The sequence below is a fragment of the Nocardiopsis sp. NPDC049922 genome (assembly GCF_040660275.1).
Classification (GTDB): Bacteria; Actinomycetota; Actinomycetes; order Streptosporangiales; family Streptosporangiaceae; genus Nocardiopsis.
Genome location: NZ_JBFAME010000005.1, coordinates 303,254 through 320,087, shown reverse-complemented (window position 1 = coordinate 320,087; position 16,834 = coordinate 303,254). Strand labels below are relative to the sequence as shown.

Here is a 16,834-nt window from a genome sequence, read left to right as displayed (position 1 = left end):
AATCCTGCCACAGGGGATCCAGGCGATGACCACCTGCGACGGCGTTCGCCGCCGGTCAGTCGCGGGCGGGCGGGGCGCACCCGTCGGGGCCGCACGCCTCGGCGTCCTGCGGACCGTCGACCACGGTGAGGGGCGAGCGGTGCGCCCAGGCCTGGCCCAGCGCCTGGCGGAACGCCTCGACGGGCTGGGCTCCGGAGACGCCGTAGGCGCGGTCGAGAACGAAGAAGGGCACCCCGGTGGCGCCGAGCTGGGCGGCCTCCCGCTCGTCGGCGCGCACCTCGGCGGCGTAGCGTTCGGGGTCGGCGAGGACCGCCCGGGCCTCCTCGGCCGCCAACCCGGCCTCGACCGCCAGCTCCACGAGCCGCTCGTCGCCCTCGAAGGCGGAGCGCTCCTCCGCGAAGTTGGCCCGGTAGAGGACGTCGATCAGCGCGCCCTGGCGGCCGTGCTCCGCGGCGAGGTGCAGCAGGCGGTGCATGTCGAAGCTGTTGCCGACGTCCCGCCCCTCCGTGCGGTACTCCAGACCCTCGGCGGCCGCGTTGTCGGCGATGCGCCGCTCGGCCTGGACGGCCTGTGCCTCGGTGATGCCGTACTTCCTCGCGAGCAACGGCACGACGGGGACGCCCTCGCCGCTGGGGTGCGAGGGGTCCAGCTCGAAGGAGCGGTGCACGACCTCCACCCGGTCGCGGTGCTCGAAGCCGTCGAGCGCCTTGTCGAAGCGGGCCTTGCCCACGTAGCACCAGGGGCAGTTGATGTCGGTCCAGATCTCGACGCGCATGTGACGGCTTCTTTCTCGGGCGACCGGGTTCGGGGAGGGGTGCGCCCCCGGGCGGGGTGTCTGCTTGCGAGGGACGTCAACAGCGGTCGGCTGCCCGGCATTCCGAGGAACGCGTCACCCGGACGGCGCGTCTCGCCGGGGCCCCGCGCGGCGGAGACGTGTATGGCTGCCCCGAGGGAGACGCCGGTTACATCCCGCCAACGGTTTTTCACTCCCGGGGGCAACACGCTGCTTTCCGCCAGGTGACTAATCCCTGACTTGGACATCCGGAAATGCACTGACCTGCACGGTCGTGGTCCCGTTTACCTGGGAATTCTCCGCATTCGATCACTTTTGTGCACTTCGACCGGTCTGGTTCGTCCGTCATCGGCGTGGAAACGCGGAGCCACCATGGCCGCTCCCAACCCGCACAATGCCTCACTATAGGGATGGGGTAGACAAGGGCATGGTGGATCCGCCGCCCGGATCGGGCGGCGGCGACTGAGCGCAGGAGGCGGGGATGGCGAAGGCGTCACGGCTCGGCACGGCCGGGCGTGACCTGACCGACGGCACCGAGGAGGGGGCTGGCGTACCCGGGCCCCGTCCACCCCGCGCGGGGGCCGGCGGGCGCTGGTGGGTCGGAGTGGGCCGCGCCGTCCTGTGGGCGTTCATCGTCGTCGTCGTCTTCAACGGCATCTGGTTCCCCCTGCGCGGCGGCTTCGCCCTGCCGAGCACCGCGGAGGAGCCCGAGACCGGCGACGCCGTCGCCTACCCCGAGACCGCGTCCGCGGCTTTCGCGCTCCGCTTCGCGGAGGTCTACCTCGACACCTCCGACACCGAGGAGCGTCTGGGCGAACTCGCCGCGTTCGTCCCCGAGGGCGAGGCCACCGCCCTCGACGCCACGGCCGACAGCCTCACCGGCGACAACCTCACCGTCGTCGCCGTCGACGTCCTCGACGACAACAACGCGATCGTCGTCGTCCGCGCCGACGTCAACGGCGAACCCATGCGCCTGGACGTGCCGGTCTACGCCGACGAGGACGCCCTGGTGGTCTCCGGACGCCCCGCGCTGCTGGCCGCGCCCACGCGGGCGACGCTGCCGCCCGGCGCGGCCTTCGAGACCGACCCGGCCGCCACCGAGCAGCTCCAGGAGGTGCTGCCCGGCTTCTTCGAGGCCTACGCCGGGGAGCCGGAGTTCCTGGAGCGATTCCTGGAACAGGGTGCCTCGATCACCCCACTTCCGCAGAACACCCTGGAATTCGCCGAACTGTCCGAGATCACGGTGCCATCCCAGTCCTCGACCGGGGATGATGACGTACGACAGGTGGCGGCCACCGTGCGCTGGAACGTCCCGGCCTCCGACGGGACGGAAGCCGGCCAGCTGGTGCAGGACTACCTGGTCACCGTGGTCGACTCCGGCGACGAGTGGCACGTGCGTGACATCCAGGGCGCCCCGAGCTCGTTCGGCGGCTGACGGGGCCCGTAGGCAAGGAGACGAGAAGAACCATGCGCACACGCAAGACGACACCGGAGGACGGCGCCTGACATGCTCCCCCTGTTGTCCTCCACGACGGACGCCCTCGCCCAGGCGGGCGGCGCCGACCTGCTCCATCTCGCGGCGCCGACGCAGGAGGCCCCGGACACCGGCGGCCTCGCCGACTTCCTCCGCGGCTTCTTCGGGCCGCTCTTCCTCGTCATCGTGTCGATCGTGGCGGTGTTCTTCCTGTTCACGCGGGAGATCACGCGGTTCGCGCAGTTCATCATCCTGGCGATCTTCATCGGGATCGTCTTCTACGTCCCCGGCATCATCGAGGTCATCGCGGTGGCGCTCGCGCGAGCGATGGGCGTATCGGCGGAATAGGCGAGGGAGGCCGGGAACGTGGATCTGCCCACATACACCAACATCTGGCGTATCGAGAAGCGGCTGTACAAGCTCTACGATTTCCGGTTGCCCATGCCGCTCCCGGTGGGGACCTTCGGGGTCGCCCTAGGGGTCTTCGCGATCTGGGTGGTGCTGCTCAGCATCCTCAACGCCCCGTTCACCTTCGGCAACGGCTGGCACCTGGTGCTGTGGGTGGTGCCGCCCGGAGTGATCACCGTGCTCGCCACCCGGCCGGTGATCGAGGGCAAACGCCTCACCGAACTGCTCATCTCCCAGGCCCGGTTCCTCACCGAGTCCCGCGTGTACACGCGGCTGGCCCCCGAGTACGAGTCCGGCGAGGTCCGGGTGGTGGTGCGCGTGTGGCACCGCCACCCGGACGCCGGTCCGCTGCCCGTGGCCGGGCGGCGCCGCACCGAGCACGCCGCTCCGGAGATCGCCGAGCCGGTCGTCGCGGAGGAACCGGAACACCCCACCCCGGAGTCGGCCCCGCCGCTCGTCGGTGTGGCCGGGCCCGCCGCCCGCCCCCAACCCGCCGTCGCCGACGAGCCCGTGTACGTCCCGGCGGAGGACGAGGTTCGCACCGAGACCGCGGACACCCGCGGGGTGAGCCGTCGGGTGCTGAACTACTTCGGCTTCGCCCTGGAGCCCGTGCCCCCGACCCCCACCGAGGCCGACTCTCCGGACGAGCACGAGGAGGAGGGCGACGACGCCGAGTGGCTCACCCGCCTGCGCGCCCCCTCCGGCCAGACCCCCGTCGGCCTCAGCGCCAAGGCGGCCTACGAGGTCGGCGACACCGGGGCGATGAGCCGCGCCGAGATGGACGAGGCGACCTCCGGCCCCGAGCGCGAACGCGAGCGCCGCCGCGCCGAGGAGGTCATGTCCGCCCCCGAGCCCGAGACGGCCGAGTCCTCCGCCGCCCGCCGCCTGCGCGGACGTGTTCAGGGCATCCGTGTCGCCCGCGAGCTCGACGAGCGCCGGAGCGAGCGTGTGCGCGAACGCGCCCCCCAGGAGCCGCCGTTCGCACGGTCACGCGGCACCGCGCTTCCCGCCGACGAGCCGCCCCGCCCGCCCCGCCGCAAGGGCCGCCCCCACGCGGCGCCCTGGGAGCTGGACAGCGCACGGCAGGGCGGAACCGAGCAGGAGTCGTCGGACCGCGCGAACCTCGGCGACCTCTCCGACTACGCCGAACGTTACGCGGCGGCGACCGGACGCCCCGTCACGCCGGAGAGCCCCTCCGCCCCGTGGCTGCCGCCGACCTCCGCCACCCCGGAGGACGAGCCGACCACGAGTTCCGACGACACCGCCGAACCCGCCGACACGGTGGAGGAACCGGCCGAGCCGTCGGCGAAGCCTCCGCTGGAGCTGGACCACGGGACCGGCGAGCAGGCCGCCATGCCTTCCCAGCCGAGCCACGACGACGAGGACCGCGGGCCGGAGTGGAAAGAGCACATGTCGGTGCTCGACCAGCACCTCAGCAAGGCGGACACCCCCGCACCGCCGCGGCCCACGTTCGCCGACGCCCTGCGCGACGGCGAGCGCGAACCGGAGGCGGAGAGCCCCGCGGAGTGGTTCGACGACGGCAAGAAGCGACACCCCGACCAGCCCAAGGTGGGTGACCGCGGGAACCCGGTGATCCCGGCCAGCGAGCTGCGGGAGGAGAACGTCGACGGTCCCGCCGAGCCGACGACCGACGCCGCCGCCACGCCCGCGTCCGAGGATTCGGCGGCTGGTGCCGCCGACGACAGCACACCCGCCACCAGTGGCGAAGCCACCGAGGCCAAGCCGTTCACGCAGCTCGACCACGGAACGGGGGAGCTGGCGAGTTTCGCCGAGGTGCGCGGCGCGACCGACGGCGACGCCGCGCCCGGCCGACGCCCCGGCTCCCGGTCCAGTGCCGGGCCAGGGCCCGAGGCCGATGCGCGGGACACGTCCGCCTCCGGAACCAGCTCCGAATCCCGGGCCACCCCCGTCTCGGGGGCGACGTCAGGAGATCAGCCGACCTCGGACTCGTCGGACTCGGGGGCCACGTCCGGCCCACGGACCTCTTCTGATGCCCGACCCACGTCGGTCCCCCGGACCACGTTGAGTGCCCGGACCTCGTCCGGTGCCCAGTCCACACCCGATTCCCGGGGCTCGTCCGCCCCCGGGGCAACCTCGGCCTCGCGGGCCGCGACTGACTCTCGGGACACGTCGGAGCCCGTGGTCGCGCAGCCCGTATCGGACTCTCCGGGCTCCGCCTCCGGAGCCACGTCCGGCCCATGGACCTCTTCTGATGTCCGACCCACGTCGGTCCCCCGGACCACGTCGAGTGCCCGGAGCAGCTCCGAGGATGAGGCTGCGGCGACCGCGTCCGGCACCGAGGCCACCGCCGACAGCCGGTCCACCCCTGACACCCACGCCACGGCCGACGCCCAGGCCACAGCCGACGCCCCGTCACCGTCCGAGGCCTCCGACAACCCCCGGACCACGGCCGGTTCCAACCCCGACGCCCCCACCTCCCGCACCCGCTCCGGCGAGGAAGCCGCTCCTCGCCGGACCGCGGAGGACCTGGAGGAGGCCGAGGCCGCCGCGCTCGCCCGCCGCCGCGAGGCCGACCGGCGCTCCTCCGACGCGCCCCTCCGCGACCCCCGCGCCAACCGCAGCATGGCGGACGCCCTCGCCGAGGAGCGCGCCGCCGCATCGGCCCGGGACGAAGTCTCCGACCAGGCCGCCACCCCCCACACCCACCCCGACGTCCACGACCCGCACGACGGCGCCTTCCACCGCGTCGCGCAGAACGCGCGCAAGCTCGGCCACCTCTTCGGTCGGCCCGTGCCCGGCGAGGCCCCCGAGCCCCCGCGTCGCGAGGAGCCCAGGCCCGCTCTCGAACTCGACCACGGCACCGGCGAACAGGAGCGCCTCGGCGACACCCCCCGCGGCGTCCCGGCCCCGCGCCCCGTACCCGCGGCCCCCGGACCGCAGGACCCGGCCGCCCACGACTCCGGCGGCACGCGCGGCTGGCGTCGTCTGGCCAAGGTGGTCACCGGCGGCGCCACCCCCGTCCGCTCCGACCTGCCCGCGAGCGACATCGCGCGGCTGCGCACCCCGCTGACCGAACCCCGCAGCCTCGTCGTGCTCGGCTGCACCGGCGGTGCCGGTCAGACCGTCACCTCGCTCATGATCGGGCACACCCTCGCCGCCCACCGGGACGAACCGGTCGTCGCGGTCGACGTCAACCCGGGTCCCAACGGCCTCTCCCGTCGCGTCGGCGCTCAGACCCCCGAGACCCTCACCGCTCTGCTCGCCAACGCGGACGAGGTCGACGACTACGCGCGGATGCGCGGCTACACCTCCCGGGCGAGCACGGGGCTGGAGGTCGTCCAGACCCTGGACGACCCCTACGTCCAGACACTCGACGACCGCGACTACGCCCATCTGACGGATCTGCTCGGCCGCTTCTACTCCGTGACTCTGCTCGACCCCGCCGCGACCGGCGTGGCCAGGGCACTCCCGGTGGCCGACGGCCTGGTCCTGGTCGCCCCGGCCAACGCCGACGCCGAGCGGGCCGTCTCCATGACCTTCGAGTGGCTGGACGGCAACGGCTACGGCGCCCTGCGGGCCAGTTCGGTGCTCGTGGTGAACGGGGTGAGCAAACGCAGCCTGGAGGACGTGGACGCCGCCGAACGGGTCGCGCGCGGTCGCTGCCGGGCGATCGTCCGCGTCCCCTGGGACGACCACCTGGGCTCGTCCTACACCCGTGTCGACGTAGGCGCCCTGCGCCCCGCGACCAAGCGGGCCCACGGCGCCCTGGGCGGCGTCCTCGTCAACACCCTCACCCGGACCTGACACGGGTGCGGGCGGGCACGCGCCCGCCCGCACGAGGGGAATCCTGGTGTCGAACCTCAGCGGCCGACCGGGGTGAAGTCACGCGCGGACAGGAACTCCGGGCGCGGGTCGGACGCGGCGAACGGTTTCACACACGCGTTCTCGACGCTGTTGAACACGATGAAGATGTTCGACCGGGGGTAGGGCGTGATGTTGCCGCCCGAACCGTGCATGCAGTTGGAGTCGAACACGGTCGCGTCGCCCGCCTGGCCGGTGAGCACGTCGATGCCGTGCCGCTCGGACAGCATGGTCAGCGAGTCCTGGTCGGGTGTGCCCACGTGCTGGCTCCTCAGCGACGCCCGGTAGTGGTCGTTCGGGGTCGCGCCGACGCACGACACGAACGTCCTGTGCGAGCCGGGCATGATCATCAGGGCGCCGTTGTGCGTGAAGTTCTCGGTCAGCGAGATGGAGACGCTGGCCGCTCGCATCCGTGGCATGCCGTCCTCGGCGTGCCACGTCTCGAAGTCCGAATGCCAGTAGAAGGAGCCCCCGCCGAATCCGGGCTTGTAGTTGATCCGGCTCTGGTGCACGTACACGTCCGACCCGAGGATCTGCCGGGCGCGCTCCACCAGGCGCGGGTCGTTGACCAGGTCGTGGAAGACCTTGCTGATCCTGTGGACCTCGAAGATCGAGCGGACCTCGTTCGACGTCGGTTCCACGATCACCCGCTCGTCCTCGCGCAGCGCGCGGTCGGAGCTGAGCCGGTCCAGCTCCGCGTGGAAGGCACTCACCTCCCGCGCCGAGACGAGGGCCGGCACCTGCGCGTAGCCGCGCTGGTCGTACGCGCTGATCTCCCCAGCGCTGAAGGGTCCGTCCTCCGCCGCACCCCAGACGGTGGGGTCCTTGCGGTACAGAAGAGCGGGCTCGTTCGCCTTCCGGGTCGGGTACTCGTCCGCGGTTGGGGCATCCATCTGCAGAGTCATGGCCGATCCCCTCGGTGGGGTTCATCCTCTCTGAGGTCGGCGGTCACCTTACGACACGCGAACTTAACAAATATTCGCCGACCTTCATGATGATGCCTCCTGGCGTAGTGTTTAATGAACCTCTTGCTGGGTATTACTGCCATACTATATGGGGGTAAACGGAAAATCCGTCCCCCTGTTTTTCTCCTTTTTCGGTCGGCTCCGTCGCCTAAGGTGTGCCTCACCTGCGTCATTGCGTCAAGGGTGCTTCAAGAACGCGACTCGGCGCATCGTCCCAGGTCGTCCACTTGTAGCCGTCGTCTCCGCGATAACCGGCGAATACTTCGACTTTTCCTGTGCGCTAGATCACAGGGATCTGGTACAGCCGTGAGGCCGGAGTCCCCGTGGGGACCCATCTCGGTCACCCCGCATTACGCGCGAATTCCCCTGGCGGAACTGGTGTGGAAACCGCGGGCGGCGCACTCTGGTGGGGCCCCCTTCTCCCGACCCGCTCCAGAGGAGAAAACGTGCCCCCCATCCCCCGCCCTCTCCACAGAACCCTGGCCGCCGTCGCCGCCGCGATCCTGGTGGTCGTCCTCGGCTGGGCGTCCCCCGCCTCCGCCGACCACACGCTCCCCCCAGGCATTCCCAGCACCTCGGCGGCCCAGAGCCAGCTCGACTCCCTCACGGTCGCCCCCAAGGGGCCCCAGTCCGGCTACGACCGCAGCCTCTTCCCGCACTGGGTCGACGTCCAGGGCAACTGCTCGGCGCGCCAGGTCGTCCTCATGCGCGACGGGCACGACGTCGTGACCAACTCCAGTTGCCAGCCCACGTCCGGCAGGTGGTGGAGCGCCTTCGACGACACGTGGGTCCACGACGACCCCTCGCGGATCAGCGTCGACCACATGGTCCCGCTCAGCGAGGCCTGGAAGACCGGAGCCCGTTACTGGAGCACCTCCGAGCGCCGCGCCTTCGCCAACGACGTGGACTCGTCGCAGCTGTGGCTGGCCACCCCCTCCAGCAACAGCCGCAAGGGCGACGACGACCCCTCCGAGTGGATGCCGCCGAACACGGCCGTCCACTGCGACTACGTCAAGTCCTGGATCAACGTGAAGTACCGCTACGACCTCACCGTCACCTCGGCCGAGCGGTCCACCCTCCAGTACACGATCAACACCCGCTGCTAGGTCCGCGGGAACGGGCGTTCCGGTGGCGCCCCGCCCGCAGGACCAGTTCGACGGAGCCCGTCCCCTCCCAGGAGCGGGCTCCGCCCGTGTCGGCGGGGTGGAGTCCCACCGGCACCCGTCGCCGTCCTTGGGGAAGACGACGGTGTCGAAGTGGCCGACCCCCTTGAACCGGGGGAGCCGGGTTCGTGACCGGCCTGCACGCGGCGGAAGAAGGCCTTGTCCCAACGACGCAGGGCGGCCTGTTGGGAGGAGAACGACCAGCGCCCCTGTCCGTCGGGATCGAACACGCGGATCGCTGTGGGTTGGGCGGACTGGTCGCGTACTTGATGCGCGTCTTCGACAGGCGCGCGTAGACATCGCGTCGTTCCTGCAGCACACCGTTGTACGGCGAGCCGTGGTCCCGCATCATGCCAGCAAGGGCGATCCGTTGCCGCTTGGTCGGGCGAAGAAGGTACTCGTAGGCGCGGTGCACACCATGCGCCCTTCTTCCGTGACCGGGGTCGTTCCAGCGGCCGACACGCGCCCGGGCCGGTGCGACCAACGCCGTGTCGGCTGGGGGCGATACGGCCGTCCCCGTCCCGCTCCGCGGCCGACCTGATTCGCCCATCGGCTCAAGCTGGCGGGGGGATCAGGATGGTTTGATGGAGGGTGGCACAGGCGGGAGACCCGGGGGCGGCCCCGGATCGGGGACTCGCCCCGCCGCGACGCGACCAGAAGGGTGACAGATGACCGGCACCAGGGGTACCCGGGGCGCGACCCGCCTCGCGGTCCGCTACTTCGACGACCGCGTGCTGTTCAGCGACACCGAGGCCTGGGCCTACTTCCGCCTGCCGACGGTGTCCTACGAGTTCACCACCCCCGAGGAACGCCAGGCCCTCGCCACGAACATCACCATCGCGCTCGCCGCCATCCGCATGAACGACGCCGAGGTCCACCTCCGCGTCGCCCACCGGACCTACCCCGCCGCCGCCTGGGCCACCCGCCTGGACGCCACCGCCGACTCCGGCCCCGGCTGGTACGACTACCTCGACGAGATGTACCGGCACGTGTGGGCCAAGGACTTCTGGACCAAGGAGGTCTACCTCGGCGTCCGGCTCGGCCCGCGCAGCGCCGGGGGCGGCCTCGGTCTCTTCTCCCAGCTCTTCGGCGCCTACCAGCGCACCGAACAGGTCCTCGGCATCACCGACGACGCCGTCGACGACCGCGAGATCGCCCGCTGGACCGAGCAGTCCGAACGCCTCGGCCGCGCCCTGGCCGCCAGCTCCCTGCACGCCCGCCACGCCACCTCCGACGAGATCGCCTGGCTGATCCGCCACGCGGTCAGCGGCACCGCCGAGGAGGTCCGCCCCTCCGCCGTCGGCCGCCGCACGTGGGGACGGGGCGAGATCGAGGCGCTCGTCGACGGCGTCGTGCACAACGGCCGCTCCTCCCTCCGCCTCGAACAGCCCGCCGGGTCCACCCACGTCGCCTTCCTGTCCTTCGCCCGCTTCCCGGACCTCATGCCCTTCCCGGACGGCGAGCCCTGGATGCACCACGCCGACGCGCTGCCCTTCCCCGTCGAGATGTCCCTGCGCATGAAGCTCATCCCGCCCGCCAAGGCCAGCAAGGACGTCGGCCGCAAGCTCGCGCACGCCCGCGACATGGACGCGCACATCCGCGAGGCGGGCGTCGAGGCCCCGATCGCCCTGGCCGAACAGATCGACGCCGCCCGGATGCTGGAGCACGGCATCACCAAGGAGCGCCTCCCGTTCGTCTACGGCTGGCACCGCCTCATGGTGTCCGCGCCCACCGAACGCCTCCTCGGCCAGCATGTCGAGGCGGTCATCGAGCACTACCGCGACATCGGCATCGACGTCATCAACTCCACCGGCGACCAGTTCTCCCTGTTCAACGAGGCCCTGCCCGGCGACCGCATTCGCCTGGGCGCCTACGCCCAGCGCCAGCCCCTGCGCACCATCGCGGGCGGCATGCCCACCGCCACCGTCGACGTCGGCGACCGCGTCGACCACTCCGGCGGCGGCTGGGTGGGCCCCTACGTCGGCGAGACCATCGGGCGCGCCCGCTCCATCGTCCACTTCGACCCCCTGGTCGCCGCGGCTCGCAACCGCCCCACCGCCATCGCCGTCACCGGTGAGCCCGGCGGTGGCAAGACCACCCTGGCCCTCCTGCTCATCTACCAGCTCGCGCTGCGCGGGGTCACCGTCGCCGCCATCGACCCCAAGGGCGACGCCGAGTCCCTCGTCGAGCTCCTCCAGCGACGTGGCCGCAAGGCCCGCGTCATGTCGCTGGGGTCGGCCCAGCCGGGCCTGCTCGACCCCTTCGCGTTCGGCGACGACCTGCCCTCGCGCAAGACCATGGCCACCGAGACCCTCCGACTCCTCCTGCCGCGCATGAGCGAGGAGCGCGAGTCGGCGATGATCCAGGCCGTGGCCGCGGTCGCCAACCAACCCCGCCCGTCCCTGGCCAAGGTGGTCGACCACCTGGTCTCCTCGCCCGGCGCCGCCTCCCGCAACCTGGGCGCGGTCCTCCAGTCGATGTCGGAGATGCGCCTGGCCAGCCTGTGCTTCGACCCCCAGGGCGACGCCCGGATCGACACCGAGGGCTGGACCACCGTGTTCACCCTGGGCGGCCTCACCCTGCCCGACTCCGGCGTGGGCCGCGACGACTACTCCTACGAACAACGCCTGTCCGTCGCCCTGCTCTACCTCGTCTCCCAGTTCGCCCGCCGCCTCATGAACGGGCTGGACCGCCACCTGCCCAAGGCGATCTTCCTCGACGAGGCGTGGGCGGTCACGTCCACCCCCGAGGGCGCCAAGCTCGTCCCGGAGGTCTCCCGGATGGGCCGCTCCCGCAACACGGCGCTCATCCTCGTCTCCCAGAACGCCGGTGACCTGCTCAACGAACAGGTCACCAACTGCCTGTCCTCGGTGTTCGCGTTCCGCTCCAGCGAGCGGTTCGAGGTGGAGAGCGTCATGTCCCTGCTCGGCGTCGAGCCGACCGAGGACCACCTGGCGGTGCTGCGCAACCTCGGCAACGGCGAGTGCCTGTTCCGCGACCTCGACGGGCGGGCGGGCCGGATCGGCGTGGACCTGGTCTCCGAGAACCTCCTGCGCTGGTTGGACACCAACCCCACCCGCCAACGGCCGTCCGAGGAGGACGACGACCTCGTGTCCGCGTCCGGACAGGCCGGGTAGAAGGAGCGGGCCGCGCGGCGACGGCGTTCGCGCACGTCCACGGTCGGAACGGACAAGCCACCGTAGAAGGGGTGAGTGGCGCCAGGTTCGGGGTCCGCCCGGGATGGGGATGACCTACTCTGTCGGGTTCCCCGTCCCGGCGCACCGACTCCGCCCCCGACCGAGACCCACCACTCACGAGGGACCGCCCATGAGTGAGGACGTGCCGCGACCTGTCATCGACCCCACCCTTCCCGAGGCGCTGCGCGAACGGATCGCGCGGGACAGCCACGCCCCGGAGCCGCCCCCGCGCCGAGCCAACGGGGACATCGTCACCCGCTCCCTCCGCGTCCGCGAGGGCGCCGTCCAGGTGCTCGCCGTCGGCTTCACCGCGGCTCTGGCCACGGCCGCCGGCGGCTGGCCGCTCGGCCTGCTCGTCACCACCGTGATCCTCATGGCGCAGGTCCTCGTGTTCGTCTGCGCCGAGGACACCCACCGCGCCACCCGGGTCCTGGGCGTGGCCGCCGGAGCCGGAACGGTCGTGTCGACCCCCATCCTCGCCGTGGCGGCGTACGACTCGGTCTCGGCCGTGCCCTGGCTCGTGTTCGGCGTCTTCGTCGCCCTCGTCGGGGCAGACGCGGCCACCGCACGGGTCCGCGAACCCCTCGCCGACCACGAGGGCCTGGTCGTGCTGCCCGACGACGTCAGCGACGCCGACCACGCCCACCTCGTGGCCGTACAGCGCACGATCGACCGGGTCGCCGCAGCCCGCCACGAGATCGGCGGTGGCGACTCCCTCGACACCGACCGCGCCCTCGCGGTCCTGCGCGACCAGGAGTGGCGGATCGCGTCCCTTCTGGCCCGCCAGCGGGAGCTGCGCCGCGCCCACCTGCGCCGCTGGCAGCGGGCGGCCTCACCTCGGGTTCGGGAGGCGCTCCGCCCCCAGCGCGCCCAGCTGGAGGCCGTCGCCGCGGCGGTCCGGGCCCGGGTCGAGCAGATCACCGAGTACGGGCGGCTGGTGGACCAGGCCGTGGCCGCGCACCGGGAATGGGAGCAGTGTCAGGAGGCGGTCGACTCCACCGCCGAATACGCCGAGCACCTGGCCTCGGCGGTCTTCCTCGACACCCGCTCCGCCGACCTCCGGGAACTCACAGCGACCACCGAGGCCGCCCGGCGCGTGCGCGACGAACGGGTCCGGCGTCTCGTCGACCACGACCTCACCGCCGGGGCGCCCGGCGCGTGGCCGGATCCGGGGGCCGACGTTCCGGGCACGGACGTCCCGGGCGCCGACGTCCCGGGGGCCGGGTCACGTGTGTCCGCCGGATCTGACAGATTGGGCGCATGACGGAAGACTGGGAGCCTCTCGCCACCGCACTCAACGGCGCGACCGCCAACGTCGTGTACGGGAAGGGAGGGTTCGTCGAGATCTACCGGACGGCCTGCGAGGACCTCGTCGACCTCCTTCGGTCCGACGCCGACCGGGAGGGGAGGGAACGGCCGGGGGAGTCGGACCTGACGGCGGCCCTCACCCCGCTCGCCTCGGCCATCGACGACGCCATGGCCCAGCACGTCCACCAGCAGCGCCGCTGGCCCGCGCGCACCGACGGCGAGCGGCTCACCCGCGCCTTCCGTGCCCTCGATGAGTCCGGGATCGTCGCCCGCGAGGACTTCACCTGCTGTGGCAACTGCGCCAGGGACGCACTCCGCTCGGAGATCGCCGCCCACGACACGGACGAGGGCCACGCGATCCGCGGCTACGTCTACTACCACGCCCAGGAGGCCACCCGGGCGACGGAGGGCCGCGGGCTCCACCTCGGCTTCGGCGCCGTCCACGAGATCCGCCGCGCCGCCGTCGGCGAGGAGATCGCCGAGACCCTGCGCGCCCACGGACTCACCGTCGCCTGGAACGGCGACCCCGACACCACGCTCGCGGTCACGCTGGACGGCCGCTGGCGCCGCTGGGGGCGGGGCGCCGCCCACCCGGGACCCGCCGTCGAGGGGGAGCCGTCGGTCGAGGCCGCCTTCACCAACCCCAGCGCCTACGCCACACCCGTGTGGGTCAGCCACTACGAGGGCAGGGTGACCGTCCGCGAGCTCGCCCGCATGGTCCTTCCCTGGTTGCCCGAGAACTTCGCGGCCACGATCACCAGCGACCGGGGCGACACGATCCGGATCGAGCGCGACTTCGACGTGCTCCGCGTGCGCGAGACCGGACTCGCCCTGTCCCGTGAACGCGTGGAGGAGCCGCTCAGCCGATGGGCGGTCGGCGGGGTCTGGCCCGAGGAGGACGCCGTCTCGGACCGGATCGGCATGGTGGAGGCCAGCTACCAGGACACCTCGGCCGACGGCATCGGCGCCGTCGACGTCCCCGAACCCATGGAGACCGCCGCCGCCCGCGCCCTCGTCCACCGGCTCACCGCCGCCCCGGACAGCTTCGCGGTGTTCGTCGCCCACGACGGCTCGTGCGTCCAGATGATGTGGCACGCCGGTCCTCGGCTGTGGATGGAGACCCCCGACCTCAAGGAGTCCCTGTCCAGGGGGCGCCACGTCAGCGTCTCCGAGGCGGAGGAGATGGTGCGGATCCTCGCGGAGGAGGGCCGCGTGGCGCTCGACGAGCTCGGTGAGCTGACGGTCATCACCTGGTAGAGGGCGCGGGGGGCCTCGCGTGCTCCCCCCGCGGTCCCTCCCGTGCGGGTGGCGGCGCCGGGAGCACGCCCGCGCTCAGGAGACGCCGGGACCGAACCCGAAGAACGCGCGCGCCCTCGGCGGGATCAGCAGCAGCCCCCCGATCACGAGGTTGAACACGAGTACCAGCGCGTACCAGAACAACAGGTCGGGTGTGTAGACGAACACCGAGAACATGGTGAGGATCAACAGCACCGACACCACGGTCTGGACGATCACCACCGCCCCGTACAGGATCCGCGACCGCGCCATCAGGCCCATCCCGGCGAACGCCGAGAACACGCCCCAGCCGCCGACCAGCAGCACGGTGCCCCACGTGTAGTCCTCGGAACCGTCGATCGCCTCGCGGGCGAACAGGGCCGTGAGCACCATGAGGTAGAGCGCGTTGAGCCCCAGCATCACCGCGGCGGCGATCACCGTCCCGGGCTTGGGCGCGTCGGCTTCCTGGGCGTTCCACGCGGGCCGACCGGCCGGGCCCTGAGGCCGCATCCCGCTCTGGGACGGCTGTCCGACGATGGGCCCGGTGTTCCCGCCCGGACCGAACCGCGCGGTGGCGCCAGCCCCGGCGGGACCGGTGCCCGTGACGGATCCGACCCCGGCGGGCCCCGTCCGCGTGTGGCCGGGGTGTTGACCATGGTGCTGGTATGCCTGCTGGGGGCCGCTCGGCGGCTGACCGGGGAACCGCCCGGCCAACGGGTTGGGGGTGTGCGGACCGGGGGCCTGGTGCCCGGGGAACCCCCGCTGCTGCGTGTGCGACCCCGGAGCGTTCGGGTGCGGGGTGTCGTGCGGTCCCTGCTGAGGACGTCCGGGCTGCGCACCCATCGGTCCGCCCACCGGGTGCTGGGGGCCGCTGACGGGCGTCTGGGGGCCGCTCATCGGGCTGTGCTGCTCGCGCACAGGGCTCTGGGGGCCGCTCCGGGGGTACCGCGGGCCGCTGGCCGGGTTCGCGGAGCCGTTCCCGGCCGCCCGGGCCGACCGCTCGCGCTCCAGCAGGGCGAGCGCCTCGTCCGGGGTCGGTCGTGCCGAGGCGTCCCGGTTCAGCAGCGCGCCGATGAGCGCGTTCAGCGGTGTGCCCGCCGTGTGGTCGGCGGCGCCGGGCAGGGTCAACCTCGGCGGCAGGGGAGCGGTCAGGACGGCGCTGATGATGCCGGTGATGGTGTCCCTCTTGAACGGGGTCCGGCCCTCCAACAGGGAGCACAGTGTGACGCCCAGGCTCCACAGGTCGGAGGCGGGCAGCGCGCGCTCGCCCTCGAACCGCTCCGGGGCCATGTACTCCGGCGACCCGATGTACACGCCGGTCTGGGTGAGGGCCGTGCCGCCGTCGACGTTGGCGATGCCGAAGTCGGTGAGCACCGTGCGGTCGTCGTCGGTGAGCATGATGTTGGCGGGCTTGATGTCCCGGTGCGTGACCCCCGCCGCGTGCGCCGCGCGCAGGCCGTCGAGCACCGACCGGGCGATGTCCTCCACCCGCTCCACCGCCATGGGGCCGTGGGCGTCCAGGTGCTGCTGGAGCGAGGCCCCCGACAGCAGCTCCATGACGATCCACGGGCTCTCGCCCTCGTCGAGCACGTCGTGGACGGCGACCACCGCCGTGCTGTTGATACGGGCGGTCGCCTGGGCCTCGCGCATGCTGCGGGCGTACGCCTCCGCGCGGGCGTCCGGGTCCATCCCCTCGGGGAGGAGGACCTCCTTGACGGCCACGTCGCGCTGGAGGGCCGGATCCCAGGCGCGCCACACCGTTCCCATTCCGCCCGCGCCGAGCCGCTCGCGAAGCTCGTAGCGGCCCACGGAGGAACGACCGTCGGACGACATAGGGGCGCATCCCTTCTTGGGGGGTGGGGGACGATGCGCAGGCCAATCTATCCGAGAAGAGCCCTGACGCCCTGGATTGTGCTGGCGGGTGCCGATATCTGCGTCCATCTCACTGTAAGGCGGACGGCCGCGCACACCTCGGGGACCGACGCGAGCTGACCGGTTGCGGTCATTGGTGGTGCGGGGTGTTTCAGCACTCCGGAACACCCCTGCTCCGTGCCCCGCCCGAGGCGTGACGATGGCGTTCACGGCCGCGACGGAGATGCCCGGAGAGCGCTCCGGCCCGGTGGGCGACGTGATGCGTGCGCGGTGCCCCGGCGGTCCGGGTGCCATCCGGAGACGCGGCCGTGCGGTGGTCGGGCACGCGCCGAGGGGCGTCGGATTTCGGCTGTGCGGCAATGAGGACTCTGGGTATCGCGGAAGCCAGGCCGGAACCCCGCCGTTAGTCCGATTTCTGGGTAGATGTCCACTTTTGGCGGAGAAAGTGGATGTGACCCCGCTCATACTCATGGCTGGGCGCGTCAATTGTGGCCTGGTGGTTTATGGGTGTTCCGGAAGACCGTTGACATCCGTTA

General features: G+C 72.1%; 10 protein-coding genes. 7 read left to right on the top strand and 3 right to left on the bottom strand.

Translation table 11 applies throughout. From position 1 onward, the window contains the following. Positions 1–55 precede the first annotated feature (55 nt). Positions 56–775 (bottom strand): DsbA family oxidoreductase, encoded by a 720-nt coding sequence (locus AB0I72_RS12455; RefSeq protein WP_358566438.1) that lies wholly within the window; start codon positions 773–775, stop codon positions 56–58. A 499-nt stretch (positions 776–1,274) separates the two neighbouring features. Here AB0I72_RS12455 and AB0I72_RS12450 point away from each other — a divergent pair, with 499 nt between their 5' ends. The 3 genes from AB0I72_RS12450 (at position 1,275) to AB0I72_RS12440 (ending at position 6,461) form a co-directional block, all read left to right on the top strand. Next, positions 1,275–2,228 (top strand): conjugal transfer protein, encoded by a 954-nt coding sequence (locus tag AB0I72_RS12450; RefSeq protein WP_358566435.1) that lies wholly within the window; start codon positions 1,275–1,277, stop codon positions 2,226–2,228. Between the two features lie 72 nt (positions 2,229–2,300). After that, entirely contained in the window at positions 2,301–2,615 is a 315-nt protein-coding gene (locus AB0I72_RS12445) for a hypothetical protein (RefSeq protein WP_358566432.1), read from the top strand. Positions 2,616–2,633: 18 nt separating this feature from the next. Continuing rightward, positions 2,634–6,461, top strand: a complete 3,828-nt coding sequence (locus tag AB0I72_RS12440) for a TcpE family conjugal transfer membrane protein (protein ID WP_358566429.1) — start codon at positions 2,634–2,636, stop codon at positions 6,459–6,461. A gap of 56 nt (positions 6,462–6,517) precedes the next feature. On the opposite strand, the gene thpD is transcribed toward AB0I72_RS12440, so the two are convergent. Further along, complete coding sequence (gene thpD / locus AB0I72_RS12435) at positions 6,518–7,423, bottom strand: ectoine hydroxylase (protein WP_358566426.1); 906 nt, start codon at positions 7,421–7,423, stop codon at positions 6,518–6,520. A 506-nt stretch (positions 7,424–7,929) separates the two neighbouring features. On the opposite strand from thpD, the gene AB0I72_RS12430 reads away from it, so the two are divergent. The 4 genes from AB0I72_RS12430 to AB0I72_RS12415 all read left to right on the top strand — a co-directional run bounded on the left by AB0I72_RS12430 (position 7,930) and on the right by AB0I72_RS12415 (position 14,408). Further along, positions 7,930–8,589, top strand: coding sequence for an HNH endonuclease family protein (locus tag AB0I72_RS12430; protein WP_358566424.1), 660 nt, complete (start codon positions 7,930–7,932; stop codon positions 8,587–8,589). A 725-nt stretch (positions 8,590–9,314) separates the two neighbouring features. Continuing rightward, positions 9,315–11,783, top strand: coding sequence for an ATP-binding protein (locus tag AB0I72_RS12425; protein ID WP_358566422.1), 2,469 nt, complete (start codon positions 9,315–9,317; stop codon positions 11,781–11,783). A gap of 190 nt (positions 11,784–11,973) precedes the next feature. Then, positions 11,974–13,107, top strand: a complete 1,134-nt coding sequence (locus AB0I72_RS12420; protein ID WP_358566419.1) for a hypothetical protein — start codon at positions 11,974–11,976, stop codon at positions 13,105–13,107. After that, positions 13,104–14,408: a hypothetical protein gene (locus AB0I72_RS12415; RefSeq protein WP_358566416.1), complete on the top strand. Its 1,305-nt coding sequence runs from the start codon at positions 13,104–13,106 to the stop codon at positions 14,406–14,408. The genes AB0I72_RS12420 and AB0I72_RS12415 overlap by 4 nt, the downstream gene beginning before the upstream one ends. Before the next feature lie 75 nt (positions 14,409–14,483). On the opposite strand, the gene AB0I72_RS12410 is transcribed toward AB0I72_RS12415, so the two are convergent. Beyond that, the gene (locus tag AB0I72_RS12410) at positions 14,484–16,259 is read right to left on the bottom strand and encodes a protein kinase (RefSeq protein ID WP_358566413.1); all 1,776 of its coding nucleotides are present in this window, start codon (positions 16,257–16,259) and stop codon (positions 14,484–14,486) included. Between the last annotated feature and the right edge of the window lie 575 nt (positions 16,260–16,834).